Origin of the sequence: Parasphingomonas frigoris (assembly GCF_036663815.1) — a bacterium.
Classification (GTDB): domain Bacteria; phylum Pseudomonadota; class Alphaproteobacteria; order Sphingomonadales; family Sphingomonadaceae; genus Sphingomonas.
Map to the genome: position 1 here is coordinate 1 of NZ_JAXOJQ010000019.1, position 17,495 is coordinate 17,495.

13 protein-coding genes and 4 pseudogenes are annotated in these 17,495 nt (G+C 62.1%); 10 read left to right on the top strand and 7 right to left on the bottom strand.

What is annotated here, in order from left to right:
• Window positions 1-118 precede the first annotated feature (118 nt).
• Both U1872_RS21790 and U1872_RS21795 read left to right on the top strand, forming a co-directional pair.
• Window positions 119-430: pseudogene (locus tag U1872_RS21790) on the top strand (integrase core domain-containing protein); the annotation flags it as partial.
• A gap of 583 nt (window positions 431-1,013) precedes the next feature.
• Window positions 1,014-1,442: pseudogene (locus U1872_RS21795) on the top strand (FAD-dependent monooxygenase); the annotation flags it as partial.
• On the opposite strand, the gene U1872_RS21800 reads toward U1872_RS21795, so the two are convergent.
• Window positions 1,370-1,858 carry a hypothetical protein gene (locus U1872_RS21800; protein WP_332794984.1) on the bottom strand — a complete coding sequence of 163 codons (489 nt, stop codon included), beginning with the start codon at window positions 1,856-1,858 and terminating at the stop codon, window positions 1,370-1,372. The pseudogene U1872_RS21795 and the gene U1872_RS21800 sit on opposite strands and share 73 nt — an antisense overlap.
• Window positions 1,859-1,860: 2 nt before the next feature.
• A complete protein-coding gene (locus tag U1872_RS21805) occupies window positions 1,861-4,161 on the bottom strand; it encodes a TonB-dependent receptor (protein ID WP_332794985.1) in 2,301 nt (766 codons plus the stop codon).
• A gap of 129 nt (window positions 4,162-4,290) precedes the next feature.
• Here U1872_RS21805 and U1872_RS21810 point away from each other — a divergent pair, with 129 nt between their 5' ends.
• The 8 genes and pseudogenes from U1872_RS21810 (at window position 4,291) to U1872_RS21845 (ending at window position 11,656) form a co-directional block, all read left to right on the top strand.
• The gene (locus tag U1872_RS21810; protein WP_332794986.1) at window positions 4,291-5,202 is read left to right on the top strand and encodes a LysR family transcriptional regulator; all 912 of its coding nucleotides are present in this window, start codon (window positions 4,291-4,293) and stop codon (window positions 5,200-5,202) included.
• Between the two features lie 101 nt (window positions 5,203-5,303).
• Window positions 5,304-6,419 (top strand): FAD-dependent oxidoreductase, encoded by a 1,116-nt coding sequence (locus tag U1872_RS21815; RefSeq protein WP_332794987.1) that lies wholly within the window; start codon window positions 5,304-5,306, stop codon window positions 6,417-6,419.
• 67 nt (window positions 6,420-6,486) lie between these two features.
• Entirely contained in the window at window positions 6,487-7,389 is a 903-nt protein-coding gene (locus U1872_RS21820; protein WP_332794988.1) for a VOC family protein, read from the top strand.
• Window positions 7,390-7,488: 99 nt separating this feature from the next.
• The gene (locus tag U1872_RS21825; RefSeq protein ID WP_332794989.1) at window positions 7,489-8,643 is read left to right on the top strand and encodes an alpha/beta hydrolase family protein; all 1,155 of its coding nucleotides are present in this window, start codon (window positions 7,489-7,491) and stop codon (window positions 8,641-8,643) included.
• A complete protein-coding gene (locus U1872_RS21830) occupies window positions 8,640-9,824 on the top strand; it encodes a cytochrome P450 (RefSeq protein ID WP_332794990.1) in 1,185 nt (394 codons plus the stop codon). Before U1872_RS21825 ends, U1872_RS21830 begins: the two co-directional genes overlap by 4 nt.
• Window positions 9,825-9,833: 9 nt before the next feature.
• Window positions 9,834-10,613 (top strand): annotated as a pseudogene (locus U1872_RS21835) (cyclase family protein).
• 4 nt (window positions 10,614-10,617) lie between these two features.
• Window positions 10,618-11,052: a Rieske 2Fe-2S domain-containing protein gene (locus U1872_RS21840; RefSeq protein ID WP_332794991.1), complete on the top strand. Its 435-nt coding sequence runs from the start codon at window positions 10,618-10,620 to the stop codon at window positions 11,050-11,052.
• A gap of 106 nt (window positions 11,053-11,158) precedes the next feature.
• On the top strand, window positions 11,159-11,656 hold the full coding sequence (locus U1872_RS21845) for a hypothetical protein (RefSeq protein ID WP_332794992.1): 498 nt from the start codon (window positions 11,159-11,161) through the stop codon (window positions 11,654-11,656).
• Here the strand turns inward: U1872_RS21845 and U1872_RS21850 are convergent.
• The 5 genes and pseudogenes from U1872_RS21850 to U1872_RS21870 all read right to left on the bottom strand — a co-directional run.
• The gene (locus U1872_RS21850) at window positions 11,625-12,074 is read right to left on the bottom strand and encodes a recombinase family protein (protein WP_332794996.1); all 450 of its coding nucleotides are present in this window, start codon (window positions 12,072-12,074) and stop codon (window positions 11,625-11,627) included. The genes U1872_RS21845 and U1872_RS21850 overlap by 32 nt on opposite strands.
• Before the next feature lie 180 nt (window positions 12,075-12,254).
• Window positions 12,255-13,655, bottom strand: coding sequence for a S41 family peptidase (locus U1872_RS21855; protein ID WP_332794993.1), 1,401 nt, complete (start codon window positions 13,653-13,655; stop codon window positions 12,255-12,257).
• A 74-nt stretch (window positions 13,656-13,729) separates the two neighbouring features.
• Window positions 13,730-15,376, bottom strand: coding sequence for a carboxylesterase/lipase family protein (locus U1872_RS21860; protein WP_332794994.1), 1,647 nt, complete (start codon window positions 15,374-15,376; stop codon window positions 13,730-13,732).
• 366 nt (window positions 15,377-15,742) lie between these two features.
• Window positions 15,743-16,453, bottom strand: coding sequence for a helix-turn-helix transcriptional regulator (locus tag U1872_RS21865; protein ID WP_443025438.1), 711 nt, complete (start codon window positions 16,451-16,453; stop codon window positions 15,743-15,745).
• A 612-nt stretch (window positions 16,454-17,065) separates the two neighbouring features.
• Window positions 17,066-17,377: pseudogene (locus U1872_RS21870) on the bottom strand (integrase core domain-containing protein); the annotation flags it as partial.
• Window positions 17,378-17,495 lie beyond the last annotated feature (118 nt).

Here is a 17,495-nt window from a genome sequence, read left to right on the forward strand (position 1 = left end):
CACTTTAGACACCCGCTGGCCGGCCATGGCTTGCCCTGATGAACCCTGCGGCCGCTACGCGGCCTTGTCTTCATCAGGGCCATAGCGGCTCCCGAACCGGCGCTTCCCAATGTGCTACGGAACCGAGCTGACCAGTCATGCCGTCCTCGCCTGGTGCCAGGACACCGGGGTCGAGTGGCATTACATCGCGCCGGGCAAGCCACAGCAGAACGGCTTTGTGGAATCGTTTAATGGTCGCTTGCGCGACGAGTGTCTGAACGAGCACCTGTTCCCATCGCTGGCTGCAGCGAGACGGATCATCGAGGCATGGCGGACGGACTACAACACCGTGCGTCCGCACAGCAGCCTTGGCGGGCTGGCACCCACCGAGTTTACCAACCGCCCCCGCCAGGGGCATATGAGCGACGAAGCTAAGTTATCAGCGGCCTGAAAACGGGGAGCACGTCATCATCACTTCTGGGGGCAAACGCCTCTATGGTCGGCAGGAACGCGAAACGTTCGTAACGGGGATGGCAACGGGTACGTTTGCCACGTCTCGGGACGCCTGATCGAAGATCGAGCAATTATCATGCTTAGGGATTCGATGGTGCGCGACTTCGACCGTGCGGGCTGATCTGCCCCTGCTGAGTAGCCCAGAGACTTTGATAGTCTGGACCACGATAAGCTGCTACCGATTCTTGGACCCCTGGCTGGGCGTCATCCAGTCCCTTCCGGCCAGCGCTGGCGTAACCGCGGCATTTCCGATGGCATCAAACCGGCGTATTTCTTGCACTAGGCATAGAACGTCGCATCGCCAATCTCGGCTTTGCGGCTTTGCGGCACATCTCGCCGATCGTCATGCCGTCCTCGGCCTGCTTAAACGCGAACGCGATCTGCCTCGCTGAACTTCGATCTTTTCATCGCTCACTCCATCGCCTGACCCTCAATCCTAAACTGGAATTTTCCAGCTCAAAACGGTCTAGGAAACGGGCAGCAAGTCAGTCGCCGACACGCAGCCGCTATTACATCCAAGTGCCGCAGGGCGAACGCTCCGCGCCGGCGATTCCGCGCATATCGTGCCGCCGACAGGCGCCAAAGGCCTGGACATCGCCGCCTCCGACATCAGCTATCGCTCCTATGCGCTGATCACTTATTATCGCAACGGCGATGAAACCGGGCTGTTCGGGTATCGCGACAAAGCGCTGGCACGGATCTGGAAGGCAGAGCGATTCAGTTGGTATCAGACCGAGCTGATGCATCGCTCTCCCAAAGACGGCGCGTTCGAGCACCGGATGCAGCGTGCAGAGCTCGATTACTTCGCATCGTCGGTGGCGATGCAGACCGCGATCGCCGGGGATAATGTGTGGTTTCTGCAATCCCACATAGCCGATCAATCGGCCGGGTCGGCCAGGGCGAAGTGCAGCATGACCGGTGTCACGAACGCTGCCAGCATCGCGCCGTAGAGCGACTTGAAAACGATTGCCACACCAAACGAGAGGCCCTGCGGGGCTAGCAGCGGCAGCGCGACCGCGTGCAAAGCGACTCCCACCGCCGCCGCGATCACGGCGACCAGGACGATCCGGACCGGAACGCTTTTTAAAAGCATCGGAACAGGCCGCCCGGTCCCCGCGACCACTCCGGCCCGCCGCCGAAGGCGCGTCAGCAGCGTCGGTACGAGACCGCCCATCAGCGCGACCATGAAACTCTGCGGCAAGGCATCACGGATCAGCGCTGCGGTGAGAATACGGGCCGAACCGCCGAATGCCAGCCACGCGATGGCGATACTGATTACGGCGTTAATTGCGACGCTTATCCCTGTTTCCGCCGCAACGTACCGCCGCTGGGCCAGTGTCAGTCGGAAGGCACCACTTGGACCCACCCTCAGAACCGCACGTTCGCGCGCACGCCGTACGTCCGCGGCGGGCGCAGCTGGTTGTAGAACACGCCCGACTTTGCCGGGCTTTGAACAGTGTTCGCATAGACCAATTTGTCCTCGAGATTGTTGACGAACCCGGTTAGCGAGAAGGCGCGCGAAGCGGTCTCGTAGGTGAGATGAGCATTGCTCATCATGTACCCTCCCTGCCGGCCGACATCGACGAAGTCGATCGAGAGATAGCGCGATGATTCAACACGCGTATCCGCACCGGCGCGAACCCGCCCAGGGCCACCGAGATCGAACGTATGTTCATACCCGGCATTCAGCACCAGCCGTGGCGCGTTAACGAGCGGCTTGCCCGAGCAATTGACGGCATAGATGCGCGCCGCCGCGCTTGCACCGATCGCCGTGGTCAGTGTCGTCGGGCAACCAACCACGGGCGCGGCGCCGGTCGTCGAATAATATTGGTAATTCAGCGCGTCGTACTTGGTGTGGAGATATTGGAGGTTGATCGACAGCAGATCGTCATGTGTCGGCTGGAACAGCAATTCGGCTTCCGCGCCGTAGATGGTCGCCGAACCGGCATTCTCCGTGATGTAGATCGGTCCGAAGATCGGGCCGGCGGGCGTCGTCGCGACCTGCGCCGGGGCGAGGTGCGAGATCTGCTGATCCTTGTAATCCCAATAGAACGCTTCGATGTTCAATTGGAGCTTATTGTCGAAAAAGCGGTTCTTTGAGCCGAGCGTATAGGCAGTCAGCGTTTCGGGGCGCGAATAATTCGTGCCGGTCGCCGCAAACAGAATTCCGGATTTGAACCCGGTCGAAACCGATGCATAGAGGAGAGATTTCGGGCCGAGATCATATTCGAGCCCACCCTTCCACGTCACCTTCTTAAAATCGACGTTACTGGTCGGGAACGACACGATATCCAGAGTGATCGGAACCAGCGGGAAAACCCCCGGCACAAAACCGGCGAACGGCAACGTGTGCGCCTCGCTCTGCTGCTTCTTGTTGTCGCTGGTATAACGGATGCCGCCGGTCGCACGGAGCTTGTCGGTCAGCGAATAGGTCGCCTGGCCGAAGAACGCATAGCTCTCGGTCTGCAGGCGCGACAGGATGCGTGTGCCGTTGCTGCCCTGGTCGAAGCGCTGATTCGCATTGACGCGCTCACTGAAATCATAGCCGCCGACGACCCAGTTTAGCCCACCGGTATGACCGGCAAGTCGTGTCTCGAGCGACATTTGCGATGACTTCTCCGTGACGTCGATGAGGAACCCGGAGGAATAATTCAGGAAATCCAGATCTGTCTTGCGATATGCGGGCAGCACCGTCAGCTCGGCAAATCCAAGGTTTAGGTTAAGCGTCGCCGACGTACCGAAAAACTTGTTGTTCTGATATCCATCGTTGCGCGCTGTGATCTGTGGGACGGGCGCAGTCGGGATGCGGGCATAATATGCGGCGAGCACGCGTGGATCGCTCGCGCCGAGCCGGGCGTTGCCATCGACCAGCGGAACGATCGTGCCGCCGGAACCCTTCCCGCCGACATCGGCATAATCAGCCGAGAACAAGGCGTTGAAGCCATTGCCGGTATCGAACTTAAACTGCCCGCGAACGGCCTTCGTGTCCTCATCATCGTAGCCGTCGCTGAAGTAGCCGTCATGCTTGGCATATTGACCGGCGATACGGAACGCCGCCCGGTTACCGACCGCGAGGTTTAGCGCAGCCGAGCCTTTCAGCGCATTGTAATTGCCATATTCGACGCTCGCATTGCCGCCATTTTCGCCCAGCTTGGGTTTAGCGGTGATAACATTGAGCGCGCCGCCGGTCGCGTTGCGACCATAAAGCGTGCCCTGCGGCCCCTTCAACACCTCGAGCCGCTCCAGATCGTAGAACAGGCCTGCGGGCGCCGCCGGGCGCGACAGATAGACGCCGTCGAGATTGAACGCGACGCCCTGTTCGGCAAAGGCGTTCGCGCCGAAGGTGCCGATGCCGCGAAGATAGATTTGCGTGAAGGACGCAGCCGGTGCGACCTGCAACGCCGGGACCAGCCGGGTGAGATCGGTCGCCTGCGTCACGCTCTGCCGAACGAGCGTATCGCCCGAGACTGCGCTGACCGCGAGAGCGGCCTTCTGCAGGTTCTCCTCACGGCGCTGCGCAGTGACGATGATATCCTCAAGCCCGGCTTCCTGCGGCGCTGCGACCGGTACGGCGGCGGGCGGCGTCGGCGCATCTTGCGCAAACGCCGGATGAGCCAGAGCGAGGGTGCCAAGCGCCACGGACGCATTCAGGATGTGCAAAGACCTCATCGATACCCTCCCCTTGCCACCGCATCTTGTGCGCGGTCGCTTTGATGACGAAGGTCTTACGAATGCGATCTTCATAATCAAAATCATTTGTTTCTATTGATTACCAATCACCAGGCGAATAGATGAGAAATGCGCTTCAAAGGCCTCGATCTAAACCTGTTACTGGCGCTCGATATCCTGATTGAGGAACGCAGCGTCTCGCGCGCCGCCGAGCGGTTGCATCTCAGCCAGCCGGCGATGAGTGCGGCGTTGCGCCGACTGCGCGAGTATTTTCATGATCCGATCTTGGCTGCGCACGGCAAGAAAATGATGCCGACGCCGCACGCGCTGCTATTGAGCGGGATGGTGCGCAAGTTGCTAGCCGGGGTCGAGAGCATGGTGTCGGTCTCGACCGTGTTCGATCCGGCCACATCGCAGCGTCGCTTCCGGATCGGCACGTCGGATTATGTGTCGATCGTCCTTTTCGCATCGGTAGTGTCGCATCTCCAACGCGTCGCGCCTGGAGTTACACTCGAACTGGTACCGCCCTCCGACACGATGCTCGCCGCGCTCGATCATGGCGATCTAGACTTTCTGATCACGCCCACCGAGCATGTCGCCCCAGACCATCCGTGCGAATTGTTGTTCGAGGAACGTCATGTTGTCGCCGGCTGGAGCGAAAACCCCTTGCTCAATGCGCCGCTGACCGAGGAGGCGTTCCAGGCCGCCGGCCATGTCGCAGTTGAGATAGGACGCCTGCGCCCAACATCGTTCGCCGAGAAATTCCTACGCGAACGCGGTAAGGAACGCCGGATCGAGGTGCTCGTCTCGTCCTTCTCGATCGCGCCGGAGATGTTGATTAATACCAGTCGATTGGCAGTGATGCACGAACGCCTCGCCCGCACCTTCGCCGTGCGCCTTCCGCTGCGCTATGTTGACATGCCCTTTCCGTTCCCGATGATGCGGGAGATGATCCAATATCATCGCGCTCGCGCGGATGATTCCGGGTTGCGGTGGATGATCGGAGAGATCACGACGATCGCCAATCATCCGGCTAAATGATATGATACTATAAATACAATCACTTTTACAGATATCGATTCAGTGTCTAATTCAACATCACCGACCTTGGGATAATCCGGCCGGCCGAGCGGGATGGATGCGTGCAGGACCTGAACATACTCGTCATCGGTGGCGGCATCGGCGGCCTAACATCCGCCATCGCGCTGCGTCGCGCCAGTTTCGCCGTGGATATCGTGGAGAAGGACCCGGAATGGGCGGTCTATGGCGTTGGCATCATCCAGCAATCGAACGTAGTCCGCGCTATGGCCGATCTCGGTATTATCGATGACTATATCGATGCCGGCTTCGGCTTCGACACGGTCGAAGTGTACACACCGGGCGGGCAGCGCGTCGCGACGATCCCGTCGCCCAAGCTGAACCCCAATTATCCCGCCAATCTCGGCATCGGCCGACGCGCGCTCCACACCGTGCTCGGGGACCGTGCGATCGCGGCCGGGGCGACGATCCGACCGGGCGTGACGGTCACCGCGCTCGACGATAACGGCGCCGGAGTCGCGGTGACGTTCTCCGACGGGACGCAGGCGCGCTACGACATCGTGATCGGCAGCGACGGGCTCTATTCCCAAACGCGCGACCAGATCCTGACCGATGCGCCCAAGCCGGCGTTCGTCGGGCAAAGCGTTTGGCGCTACAACTTCCAACGCCCGAACGATGTTACCGCGCTCTGCGCCTATGACGGTGCGATCGGCGTCGGGCTGGTGCCGCTCTCCAACGATCTGATGTACATGTACGTGACCACGGCTGAGCCCGGAAATCCGCGTTATCCACGCGAGGGTCTCGCGGCGGCGCTGCGTGAGAAACTGGCGGGGCAACCGCCGCGGATCGCCGCGCTGATCGATGCGATCACCGATGACGATGCGGTCGTCTACAAGCCGCTCGAATGCCTGCTGGTGGAGGGCGATTGGCACAAGGGCCGGGTCGTGCTGATCGGCGATGCCGTCCACGCCACGACGCCGCATCTCGGCCAGGGCGCTGGCATGGCGATCGAGGACAGTATCGTCCTTGCCGAGGAGCTCGTCCGCCACGCGGCGCCGGAAGCGGCGTTCCAGGCCTTCCACGCACGCCGTTTCGAACGGTGCAAATATATCGTCGAGGCCTCGCGTGCGATCAGTTTCGGCCAGACCGGGCAGGGCCCGCGGGTCGATCAGGCGCACGCCACGCACGCGATGTTCCAGATTACCGCGCAGGCGATCTGACGATGACGACCACAACCGGTTGTCTCCACCCGCCCCGCACAGCGACCCCGCAATCGAGGATATCCCAATGAGCCGTGTCACCGAAATCCGCTATGTCGGTTATGGCGTTCCTGACCTTGCCGGAGAACGTGCTTTCTACGCCGAGAAATGGGGCCTGAAGCTCGTCACCGAACAGGACGGCATGGCCTATTTCGCAACCGAGGGTCATGACGAACTGTATGTCGTGCGCCTGCGCGAAGCCGCCACCAAGCGCATCGATGTCGTTGCGCTGGCCGCGGACACCCGTGCCGATGTCGATGCGCTGCACGACAAGGTGGTCGCCGCGGGATGCCGCATCATCTTCGCGCCGAAGGAGCTCGACAGTTTCGGCGGCGGCTACGGCTTCCGATTCTTCAGCCCCGACGGGCTTAGCTTCGAGATTTCCAGCGATGTTACGCGCGGGGAAAAGCGCGCGATGGCACGGTGGGATGCGGTGCCGCAGAAGATCAGCCACATCGTCTTCCACTCGCCCGATCACAAGGCGGCGACCACCTTCTTCATCGACGTGCTCGGCTTTCGCCTGAGCGACTGGCTGGGCGATTTCATGTCGTTCCTGCGCTGCAACGAATGGCATCACCGCATTGCCTTCCTACCCGGCCCGCCGTGCCTGAACCATGTCGCGTACGACATGCTCGGCGTCGATGACATGATGCGCGGCATCCACAATTTGAAGCAGAAGGACATCCCGATCGCCTGGGGCCCGGGCCGGCACACGGCAGGCAACAACACGTTCAGCTATTTCGTCACGCCTAACGGTTTTGCGGTGGAATATACCTCCGAGCTCGAGGAAGTGGACGAGGCGACCTGGGAAGCGACGGTGCATGTGCCCGCCCCGCTCGTGATGGACCAATGGGGCATCGGCACCGGCGGCCCGCAGACGATGCCGCACGCGGCGCCCGATGCCGGACTGTTCCAGGCGGTCGAGGCCTAGCGCGACGACGACGCCGGCCCGCGCGTGTGGTCGGCGCCGCCGGGCACCCTCGCCCGGGCGCGACCCGCTGGCGACCTTCTTTCTTGATAGGACCCTTTCGTGCTATTCAATTACTTTCCGAACTACATCTGGAATTTGAGCCTCGCCATTGCGCTTGAAAGTGGCGCGCAGATCGGCGAGATCATGGACATGTGCCAGCCGATCAAGGACGCGGCGAACAACGGCACCGATGCCGGCACCGCCGAATTCATGATCGAATGGGTCAAGATGGCCGACAAGCTGATCGGCTTGGCCGATGAGGATGAGGCACGCGGCCGCGCGTACTCCGCCGGCAACAAGCTACAGCGCGCTGCTTTGTACCTGCTGACGGCCGAGCGCATGCAGGGGCACGGCCATCCCGGGCGCGCTGATACCTTCGCCAAGGCACAGGCGGCGTTCAACATGGGCGTCCGCCTGTCGAAGGAAAATGTCGAGCGGGTCGAAATCCCGATCGAGGGCGGCACGATGCCGGCGCTGTTCACGCGTGCACCCGGCGATGGGCCTAAGCCGACGGTCGTCTATTGCAACGGGCTCGATAGCTGCAAGGAACTGCTGTTCTGGTCGCGGCTGCCACAGGCGCTGGCGAAACGCGGCATCTCAACATTGTGCGTCGATCAGCCCGGCACGGGCGAGACGCTGCGCCTGCAGGGCATTCCCGCGACACCGGAGGCCGAACGCTGGGCTTCGAAGGCGGTCGACTGGCTCGAAACGCAGCCCGATGTCGATGCGGCGCGGCTCGGCATGACCGGCATCTCGCTTGGCGGTCATTACGCGCCGCGTGCGGTGGCGTTCGAACCGCGCTTCGCGAGTGGTGCGGTGTGGGGCGCGAACCACAATTGGGCAGAGGTGCAGCAGAAGCGGCTCAACTGCGAGGGCGAGAATCCGGTGCCGCATTATTGGGCGCATGTGATGTGGGTGTTCGGCGCGACCGACATGGAGGATTTCCATGCGAAGACCGCGGGCATGACGCTGAACGGCGTGATGGAGCGGATCACGGTGCCGTTCCTGGTCACGCACGGCGCGCAGGACCGCCAGATTGGCGTCGATTATGCGCATCAGAGCTTCAATCAACTGACCAACTCGCCACGGCGCGAACTGAAGATCTTCACCCCGCGCGAAGGCGGCGTCGAACATGTCGGCGCCGACAATATGAGCTTCGGGCGCGACTATATCGCCGACTGGTTTGCCGATACGCTGGGTGGCCATACCGCATGAGCCTGGCGCGCCTCGCGATCGACCCGTTCGACGAAGCGTTCCTGCTGGACCCCGCCGCGCACCACCCCGCGCTCCGCGATGCCGGCGCGGTCGTTTGGCTCGATGCGATCGGCTGCTATGCGATGGCGCGGCACGACGAGGTGAAGGCAGCACTCGGCGACCCGGCGACCTTCTGCTCGGGCCGCGGCGTCGGCCTTGCCGATTTCGCGCGCGAGGAACCATGGCGGCCGCCCTCGCTGCTACTCGAGGCCGACCCGCCGCTGCATGACCGCACGCGCGGCGTGATGAACCGGATCGTATCGCTCAAGGCGCTGAAGGACCTGCGCCCCCTGTGGCAGGAACGCGCCGATGGCTTGATCGACGAACTCGTCGCGCTCGGCCGTTTCGATGCGGTGACGCAGCTCGGCGAGACCTTCCCGATGCGCGTCTTCCCAGATGCGGTCGGCGTACCCATTGAGGGGCGCGAGGAGTTGCTGACCTATGCCGCCGCGGTGTTCAACGCCTTCGGCCCGCGCAATGCGGTGTTCGACCGGGGCGAGGCAGCCGCCGTCGAAGCCAAAATCTGGGTCGCCGAGGCATGCCAGCGCGACAGCCTGACCCACGGTAGCTGGGGCGCGGCGATCTATGCCGCTGCCGATCGTGGCGAATGTAGCGTGGAGGAGGCTGCGCGCCTAGTGCGGTCATTGCTGTCGGCTGGCGTCGATACGACCGTCAACGGCATCGGTATTCTGATGCTCGCACTAACCAGCTCTCCTGGCGAATGGGCAAAGCTGCGCGCGCGGCCCGAACTCGGTCGCCGCGCGCTCGACGAAAGCCTGCGCTGGGATTCGACCGTGCAGACCTTCTTCCGCACCACCACGCGGGATGTCGCGATCGGCGGGACGGTGATCCCGCGCGATGCCAAGGTCGTCCTCTTCCTGGCCGCCGCCAATCGCGACCCGCGTCGGTGGGACGCGCCCGATCGCTTCGATCTCGACCGGATGACCAGCGGCCATGTCGGGTTCGGGTTCGGCATCCACCAATGTCTCGGCCAGATGGTCGCGCGGATGGAGGCCGAAGTCCTGATCGAGGCAATGATCCCGCGCTTCGCCGCAATCCACCTGGCCGGCGCGCCCGTGCGCCGGCTCAACAATACGCTCCACGCGCTGGCGAGCCTGCCGGTCGAGATCGTTCCAGCTTGAGGTAGTTCCATGACCCGTCGCTTCATCGACCTTTCGATCACGCTCGAAAACGACGTCATCACCGATCCGCCGTTCATGCGACCGAAGATCACCTATCAGACGCATGCCGAAACGGTGGCGGAGGCGGCGTTCTTTTTTCCCGGCGTGACCGCAAAGGATTTTCGCGGGGGACGGGGGTTCGCCGCTGCGGAAACCGTCACGTTGACGACGCATAACGGCACGCACCTCGACGCGCCGTGGCATTACGATCCGATCATGGATGGCGACAAGCCGGCGATGACGATCGATGAGGTGCCGCTCGACTAGTGCTTCCGCCCCGGCGTGAAGCTCGATTTCCGCCATTTCGCCGATGGCTATGTCGTGACCGCCGCCGATATGGAGGCCGAGTTGGCGCGCATCGGCCACGAGCTCCAGCCGCTCGACATCGTGCTGATCAACACCGCCGCGGGCGCGGCGCTCGGCAACCCGGCGTTCGTCGATATTGGGTGCGGCATGGGCTATGACTTGACGATGTACCTCACCTCCCCTGGCGTACGGGTGACCGGCACCGATGCCTGGTCCTGGGATGCGCCGTTCAGCTACACCGCTCAGCGCGTGGCCGAGACGGGCGACACCTCGCTGATCTGGGAGGGACACAAAGCGGCGCGCGACATCGGCTACTGTCATCTGGAAAAACTCCACAATCTCGAAGCATTGCCGCCGTTCGGCTTCACCGTTGCGTGCTTTCCGCACAAGGTGAAGGGCGGGTCCGCCGGCTGGACCCGCGCCGTCGCGGTCATCGAGGAATGATCCGGTGAGCGCATTCCTCAAGCAGATCTGGTACATGGCGGCTTGGTCGTCGGAGATCGAAGCGCCGGAGACCGGCGGTGCGCTGTTCCGCCGCCGGATCGCGGGCGAGCCGATCCTGCTATTCCGCCAGGAGGACGGGGCGGTTGCCGCGCTAACCGACCTGTGCAGCCACCGCTTCGCACCGCTCAGCAGCGGTACGCGGGTCGGCGACACGGTGCGCTGCCCCTATCAAGGTCTCACCTTCGATGCGGGGGGCGCATGCGTCGGGAATCCCTTCTCGGCAACCGTGCCCAAGGGTGCGCAAATCCGCACTTGGCCGGTCGTGGAGCTCCATGGTGCGGTATGGATCTGGGCGGGCGATCCGGCGCTGGCCAACCCCTCCACGATCCCCGACTTCTCGCTTCTGGAGCGCCCGTGCGGCGCCCCGCTCGTCGGCTGATGCCGATGCAGGCGGGGTATGAGTTCGGCACCGACAATCTAACGGACCTCGGCCAATCGAATTCGTCCATACCGGCACATTTGCAAGCGCGGGCGTCATCTTTGGCGTGGAGCACAGCGTGCGGCAGGATGGCGAGACGCTGCACTCCGACTGGTGGATGCCCGATGTCGCGGCGACACCGCATACGATGGGCGTATGTTCGCGCGAGGCACGGTGCGACCATTGGCTCGACATGCGCTGGAATGCGCCGGCATCGATGCTGCTTGAAGTCGGGGCGACGCTTGCGGGCGCGCCGCGCAAAACCGGCTGCACCATCTGGCAAGCGCATATTCTGGCACCCGAAACCGAGACGACGGCGCATTATTTTTGGGCGACGACGCGCTCCGTCGATGTCGTGGACGAGGGCATGGACGGTTTCCTGCGCGGCCTGATGAGTCAGGCCTTCGAGGGCGAGGACAAGCCGATCATCGAAGCGGCGTTCGCTAACCTCGATGGCGGCGACTTCTGGGCACAACGCCCCGTGGCGCTCGAAATGGACGTCGGCGGCACGCGCGCGCGCCGCTTGATCCAGACTATGCAGCGCCGTGAGAGCGAAACTGCGTAGCGTATCGCCGTTCGACCTGGCCGGTCGCTATGCCGTCGTCGCGGGGTCGACGCGCGGCATCTGTTGGGCGATCGTCGAGGCGATAACGCCCGGCAACGATGATCGTGGTGCCGAGCGAGGATCGAGACCAAACCGCCGCTGCTGCTGCGCAACTGTAAGGCGCTCGCGAGCGTGCCGACAGGTCCGCAGCCAGCGTAATAAGGCCCTGGATCGAGCGGCCGAGGCGATCGAGTTTCCAGACTACGATGCAATCGCCGGCACGCGCGAAGCGCAGGGCTTCCACCAACCCCGGCCGATCGGCTTTCGCGCCGCTCGCCTTATCGGTGAACAGCTTTTCGCACCTGGCTTTGTTCAGGGCGTCGGTTTGCAGCGCCAAGTCCTGATCGGCCGTCGAAACACGCGCATAGACAATAAACACCTTTCCCGTTTTCACATCGAAATTGGCGATTTCGGGAAGCTTAAATCGGGAATAGATTTTGGGAAAGCGAAACCCACAGGCGTCCGTCAGCACGATCGAGGCGGCGAGGTTCCCGCCAGACGTTCCCATTCGGGAAAGATCAGACCTAGGCGTCGGGCCCTACGTTACAGACAATCATCCTCAGCGCGTATCGCCAGACCTCCTCTGCACTGCAATTTCTGAAAGAGCCGCCTCCAGTGCGGGATCACTGCCCTTGGCATATTGAGCGAAGGTCATATCGACGGGAATGTCCGGATTGAGCGGACCAGGCACCACTCCGTGGAACACCACGGGCCAATAGCATCGGTCGAGATCTTTACATCCGTTCTCCCAGTCGTGATATCCCGTCGTATAGTCGAGCGGCAGCTTGGAACTGGGTGCAGTCAGGGCGTTCCCCTCCGACCACCATTGTGGATTGTCTCCGACAGGTTCGCCGACGATCACGGTGCGCCCTTTTGCATTGCCCTTCAGAAGGGCTTCAAAGACGATTGCCGCAGAGAATGTCGCTCTTCCGGTAATTACGTAGATATGACCGTCCGGCGGTATCAACGCAGCCAGTTCGGCGGCGAAGTCGATGATGTTGAAGAAGTTTCCACCGCCGTTGAAGCGTAGGTCGACGATTGCATCATGCGGGCGATGGCCGGGCTTCACCATGCCGTCCATAATGACGTAGGCCTTTGGCAGCACGACGCTCGCTCGGGAAAGATCGGTACTCCTGATGTACGCGATCGAGCCGTCCCCGACCATGCTCATCGTCAATGCGTCGGGAGCGCTAAGGTACAAAGGACGTTCGCGCGCAGCGTCGATCATGTGCGCCCAGCCGTCTTTGCCCGGGGGGGGCGCCAGCGCTGCGACCCATGGCCCTTGCTCCCCTTGCGCCACTGTCCCGGTTGCAGGGGCGAGCATCACGCGCCGTGTCCGCCTGGAAGGCAGCGCGAATTCGAACACCGCCTTTCCATTTTTCGCAAGTCCTGCCGCTTCCAAAGGTTCGATCTGCGTGAGGAGACCGGGGGTGAGATAGCGCTTGTGTTGGCTGTTGCCGGCTATGAACTGCGCGATCCGCTTCGCCGCATCGGCGAACGGGACGCCACCGATGCTCTTGATGCGGGCGCCGAGCAGATCACGATGATCGCGAGCCGTGCCGGTTACGAAAGCGCCGTCACTGAAAATCCAGAAATTGACCGGTAGGGGGTGGAAAAGACCCTCGGCATAATTCGATCCGCTGTGTCCGTTGCCCGTAAAGGCTTGACCACGCGCAAAGACGAGGGCGAGGTCGGCCCGGCGCATCGGTCTTGCCGATGCAATCTCGTCGTTGATGAAGGAAACGAACCTTGCCCGCGCCTCCGGGGTAAGCGCGCGCTCCCGTGGCGCCCAAACATCACGAAAATAGGTCAGATCCTCGATGACGGCAGCCTTGTTCATCAGATCGGCCTGGTCGATCGAAGAGGCCTGAGCTGGAATCGAAGCGGCGCGCGTGCCGACAGGCAGGAAACAGGCAGCCAAGGTGGCGGCGAGGATGATCGATATCCGCGATGCTGTCATCGTGTCAGGTCCGTGTTCGATGTGGCTGTAATCGCACGGTGACGTGCAAGGCACTTGCAAAAAGAAGGACGCCGCTAATGCATGAACAATATCGGATCGGCGGCCACGTAGCGCTCCTGCTGGGTAAAGGGCACGCTTCGCGTCCTGACGTCGATTATTTGGCGACGGATGCGCGTCTGGTCGAGCGTCGCCCGGGGCCATTGGGGTAAGCCCAGACCGTTCGGATTGCCGGACTTGACGAAATTTGCCCAATAGCCGCTCATCATCTTCGAGACTTTGCGATCGGCGTCAGTCCAAGCATAAATCGTATTTACGTCTAGATTGCCCAGCGCATATTCGATCTCTGCGCTATGCACCGCCCCCCAAGCTGGCCGACTACCGGGATCGAGTAGAAAGCGGGGACGTACGTGCGTGTATTGGAAATAGTAGGGCGGCGCGCCTGTGCGACGATGCAGATCGAACCATTTCCAAGTCGGCAGGGCGAGGTAATCGTCACTCGCCAGCTCGGTCGCCGCGGGCAATACGTCCGCGGCGCTGGCGGCAGGATACAGGCGAAATAACGCGTCGGCCTTGTCGCCCAGCGTACGTGCCAGCCCCGCGCGATACGCGGCTACGGTAGGAGGGCCGTCGCCGAACACCGCCGTTCCCGGCGCTTCCTGCGAATTCGACCCGACGAGTAGAGGTATATGGGCAGCCTTTCCGCCCGCGAAGGTGACGGACGGCGCCTCGGTGAGGAAATAGCCGTCGATGATCGGATCGAAGGACATGCTCTCCGACTTGCCCTGCGTCTCGAGCAACTTGTCAGCAGGCATCGCACGCAAGGCGGACAGGGTGGGCGCACCGATGCCTTTGGCAAACACGATGGCTTTCTGCTCGATGTCGACCCTGCCGGGCGGCGTCCATTTCTGCATCATCGCGCCGCTCTCGCCGATCGCGCGCGCCATCAGGTCGCGAGAGAGGGGAGACGCCATCAAGGCACTGACCGCCATCGATCCGGCGGACTCGCCGCCGATCGTGAGCTTCTTCGGATCGCCGCCGAAGGCCGCGATGTTGTGCTTCACCCACCTGAGAGCTGCCACCTGATCGAGCAGGCCGTAGTTTCCTGACGCATGGTGCGGCGATTCCGTCGTGAGATCAGGGTGTGTCAAGAAGCCGAACATCCCGAGGCGGTAGTTGATGGTGATGACGACGACGCCCCGGGCGGCCAGTGCCGCCCCGTCATATCGCTTCTCCGACCCATCTCCCGCTAGGAAGCCGCCGCCATGAAGATAGATCAGGACCGGTAGGCGCCCAATTGCTGCCCGACCGACCTTTGCGGGTGTCCAGATGTTCAGGTAGAGACAGTCTTCGCTCGGTGACGGAGAGCGGAACTGCATATCGGAATAGAGGGGCTGCTGCATGCAGCGCGGCGCGAAAGCTTTTGTCTCGCGTATCCCGCTCCACGACCTCGCCGGCTGGGGTTCGCGCCAGCGTAGTGGGCCGACGGGCGCTGCCGCATAAGGGACGCCGCGGAAGATTCCGAGCGGCGTCGCTCCTCCTGTATCTACGCCCTCAACAATGCCGCTCTCTGTCTTCGCAACCAAGTTCGCCCGAGCTGGGGCTGAGACCGCCGGTGCGGCAAAAGCTGGCAGCAGATAGCAGAAAATCGTGGATGCCAAGAGCGCCGTGAGCTTCACCTCGGCCGGCGCGCGGTGTTCTTCCTGTCTCACCCGTGTTCTCATCAATTTTGTGTTGTTAGACTAATACAGTAAGATCGATGACACAACGATGCCGGAGATAGGCTTTCTGAGAATACCATCAAATTCAGGAATCTCCGGGTTGGATAGGCTAGCGGAACAGCTGCTTTCGAAACCTCACCCCGGGAGAGCCGAAAAAGGATGCGCGCGTGAAACGTCTCAGATTCCTACATCAGCGGATTGATACGGCTTACCGCCGTTTATAGCCGATGCAAACTCTGTGAATTCTGCCTCACCTATGCGGCTAGGCGCGTTTGACGAACTGGTGAGTGCGCGAGGTGCGCCCCGGTGCCGATGGTCGACGCCGGGGCGACTTGTGACGTCCAAACACGTGGTAGAATGCGCCTAGACTCAGTCGGTATGGGTTAGGAAGGTGGTGAACTTACCAGGCTCTGCTGCATCCGGAGAAATGCGAAAATCGGTTGCAACAACCTTCAGCCCGGCCCCCCGGAGGCGATCACGTAAGGTAACCCCCTGAACCCCGGCCTTGGCGCGCTTCAATCCGCCAGGCAGCACCGCGCCTTCGACGCGGCACAGAGTGGCGGCGCAATGGACCTCCATCGATTGGACACCATCAATGAGAGTAAAAAGCGATAGGGCGCGCAGTTCGGCGGGGGCGGCCCAGTCGCTGTTGCGTGGCTCTGAATCAAAACGGGCTCCATAGGGACTGAGCGGGGCCGTGCTGCGCGAAACGCCGGACGACGATGCGGATACGGCCTGTTTGCGGGTGGCTGTGGGTGGGGGAGTAATCTGCATCCCCACTACGGCAAGGGCAAAGACTGAAACGATTGCGAGCATAATGACGAAACTCCTCGATCGCCGGCGAGCCGCCATGGCCACGCTAGGCGACTCCGGCTCTGCGCTGTGCAGGTTCTCATCCGGAACCCCGATTTGCTTGTCCCAATTTTCTTGGGTGGCAAGGCGGCGGGCGAGCTCGCGGCTGCTGGCCGCCCCCGTCTTGCGTCGCGCCTCGCGCAGCCGTTCGTTGACGGCATAGACCGACAAGTCGAGCGTCGCCGCGATCGACTTTGTGGTATGGCCCTTCGCCAACAGAGTGAGCACTTGGCGCTCGACCGCACTGAGCGGGGGCGACGATTCTGGAGGCATCGACGGCATGGCTTATGTATTGCCGCCGGACGTGCTTGGAGCAAGACTCCATGAGTTAGGCCTCGTGATAGCAATCTCTATCGATACTGGCCTTCCCAATTAGGAACGATGATCGAGAAGGCTGAGGCGTTCTCGATTGGGATCCTTTTTGAGAATGGGCTGACGGTAGCTGTGTGCAGAAAACGGCCGTAGATGTCAGCGCTAATTGGCACGGGTCTGTCAGCGATAAATGGCACTGCGCGCCGCGCTCCGGATCGGCGGCGATGCAAAAATCAAAAGTTTTGCATCACGCCGAGGATCGCACGGTGCCCGGATCGCATGCGCATGGGGGAGTGACGCTTCCTAAAAAAGTCGGCTGCTCCACCTACCGAACGCGACGCCGCCTATAATGCCTTAGATGGCCAAAAGCGGATTAGCATTAGATGAACATTCTTGCGCGCCTCAAGATCTCGACCAAAATCCTGCTTTTGCTGCTGATGCTGGGGGCTGTGACAGTCACCGTCGCATTCGCTCGGAAGCGCACCATCATGACGGCGGACGACGCGAACACTGACGTGCTCCCCGTTTTCAGGCCGCTGATAACTTAGCTTTGGTGTCCATATACCCCTGGCGGGGGCGGTTCGTAAACTCGGCGGGAGCCATCCCGCCAAGACTGCTGTGCGGACGCACGGTGTTGTAGTCCGTCCGCCATGCCTCGATGATCCGTCTCGCCGCGGCCAGCGAGGGGAACAGGTGTTCGTTCAGACACTCGTCGCGCAAGCGACCATTGAACGATTCCACAAAGCCATTCTGCTGCGGCTTCCCCGGGGCGATGTAGTGCCACTCGACCCCGGTGTCCTGACACCAGGCGAGGACGGCATGACTGGTGAGCTCGGTGCCATAGCACATTGGGAAGCGCCGGTTCGGGAGCCGCTATGGCCCTGATGAAGACAAGGCCGCGTAGCGGCCGCAGGGTTCATCAGGGCAAGCCATGGCCGGCCAGCGGGTGTCTAAAGTG

Bases quoted from the DNA above. Each gene is read 5' to 3' on its own strand.
- U1872_RS21805 (WP_332794985.1), bottom strand. From the start codon at position 4,161: ATGAGGTCTTTGCACATCCTGAATGCGTCCGTGGCGCTTGGCACCCTC.
- U1872_RS21810 (WP_332794986.1), top strand. From the start codon at position 4,291: ATGCGCTTCAAAGGCCTCGATCTAAACCTGTTACTGGCGCTCGATATC.
- U1872_RS21820 (WP_332794988.1), top strand. From the start codon at position 6,487: ATGAGCCGTGTCACCGAAATCCGCTATGTCGGTTATGGCGTTCCTGAC.
- U1872_RS21830 (WP_332794990.1), top strand. From the start codon at position 8,640: ATGAGCCTGGCGCGCCTCGCGATCGACCCGTTCGACGAAGCGTTCCTG.
- U1872_RS21855 (WP_332794993.1), bottom strand. From the start codon at position 13,655: ATGACAGCATCGCGGATATCGATCATCCTCGCCGCCACCTTGGCTGCC.
- U1872_RS21860 (WP_332794994.1), bottom strand. From the start codon at position 15,376: ATGAGAACACGGGTGAGACAGGAAGAACACCGCGCGCCGGCCGAGGTG.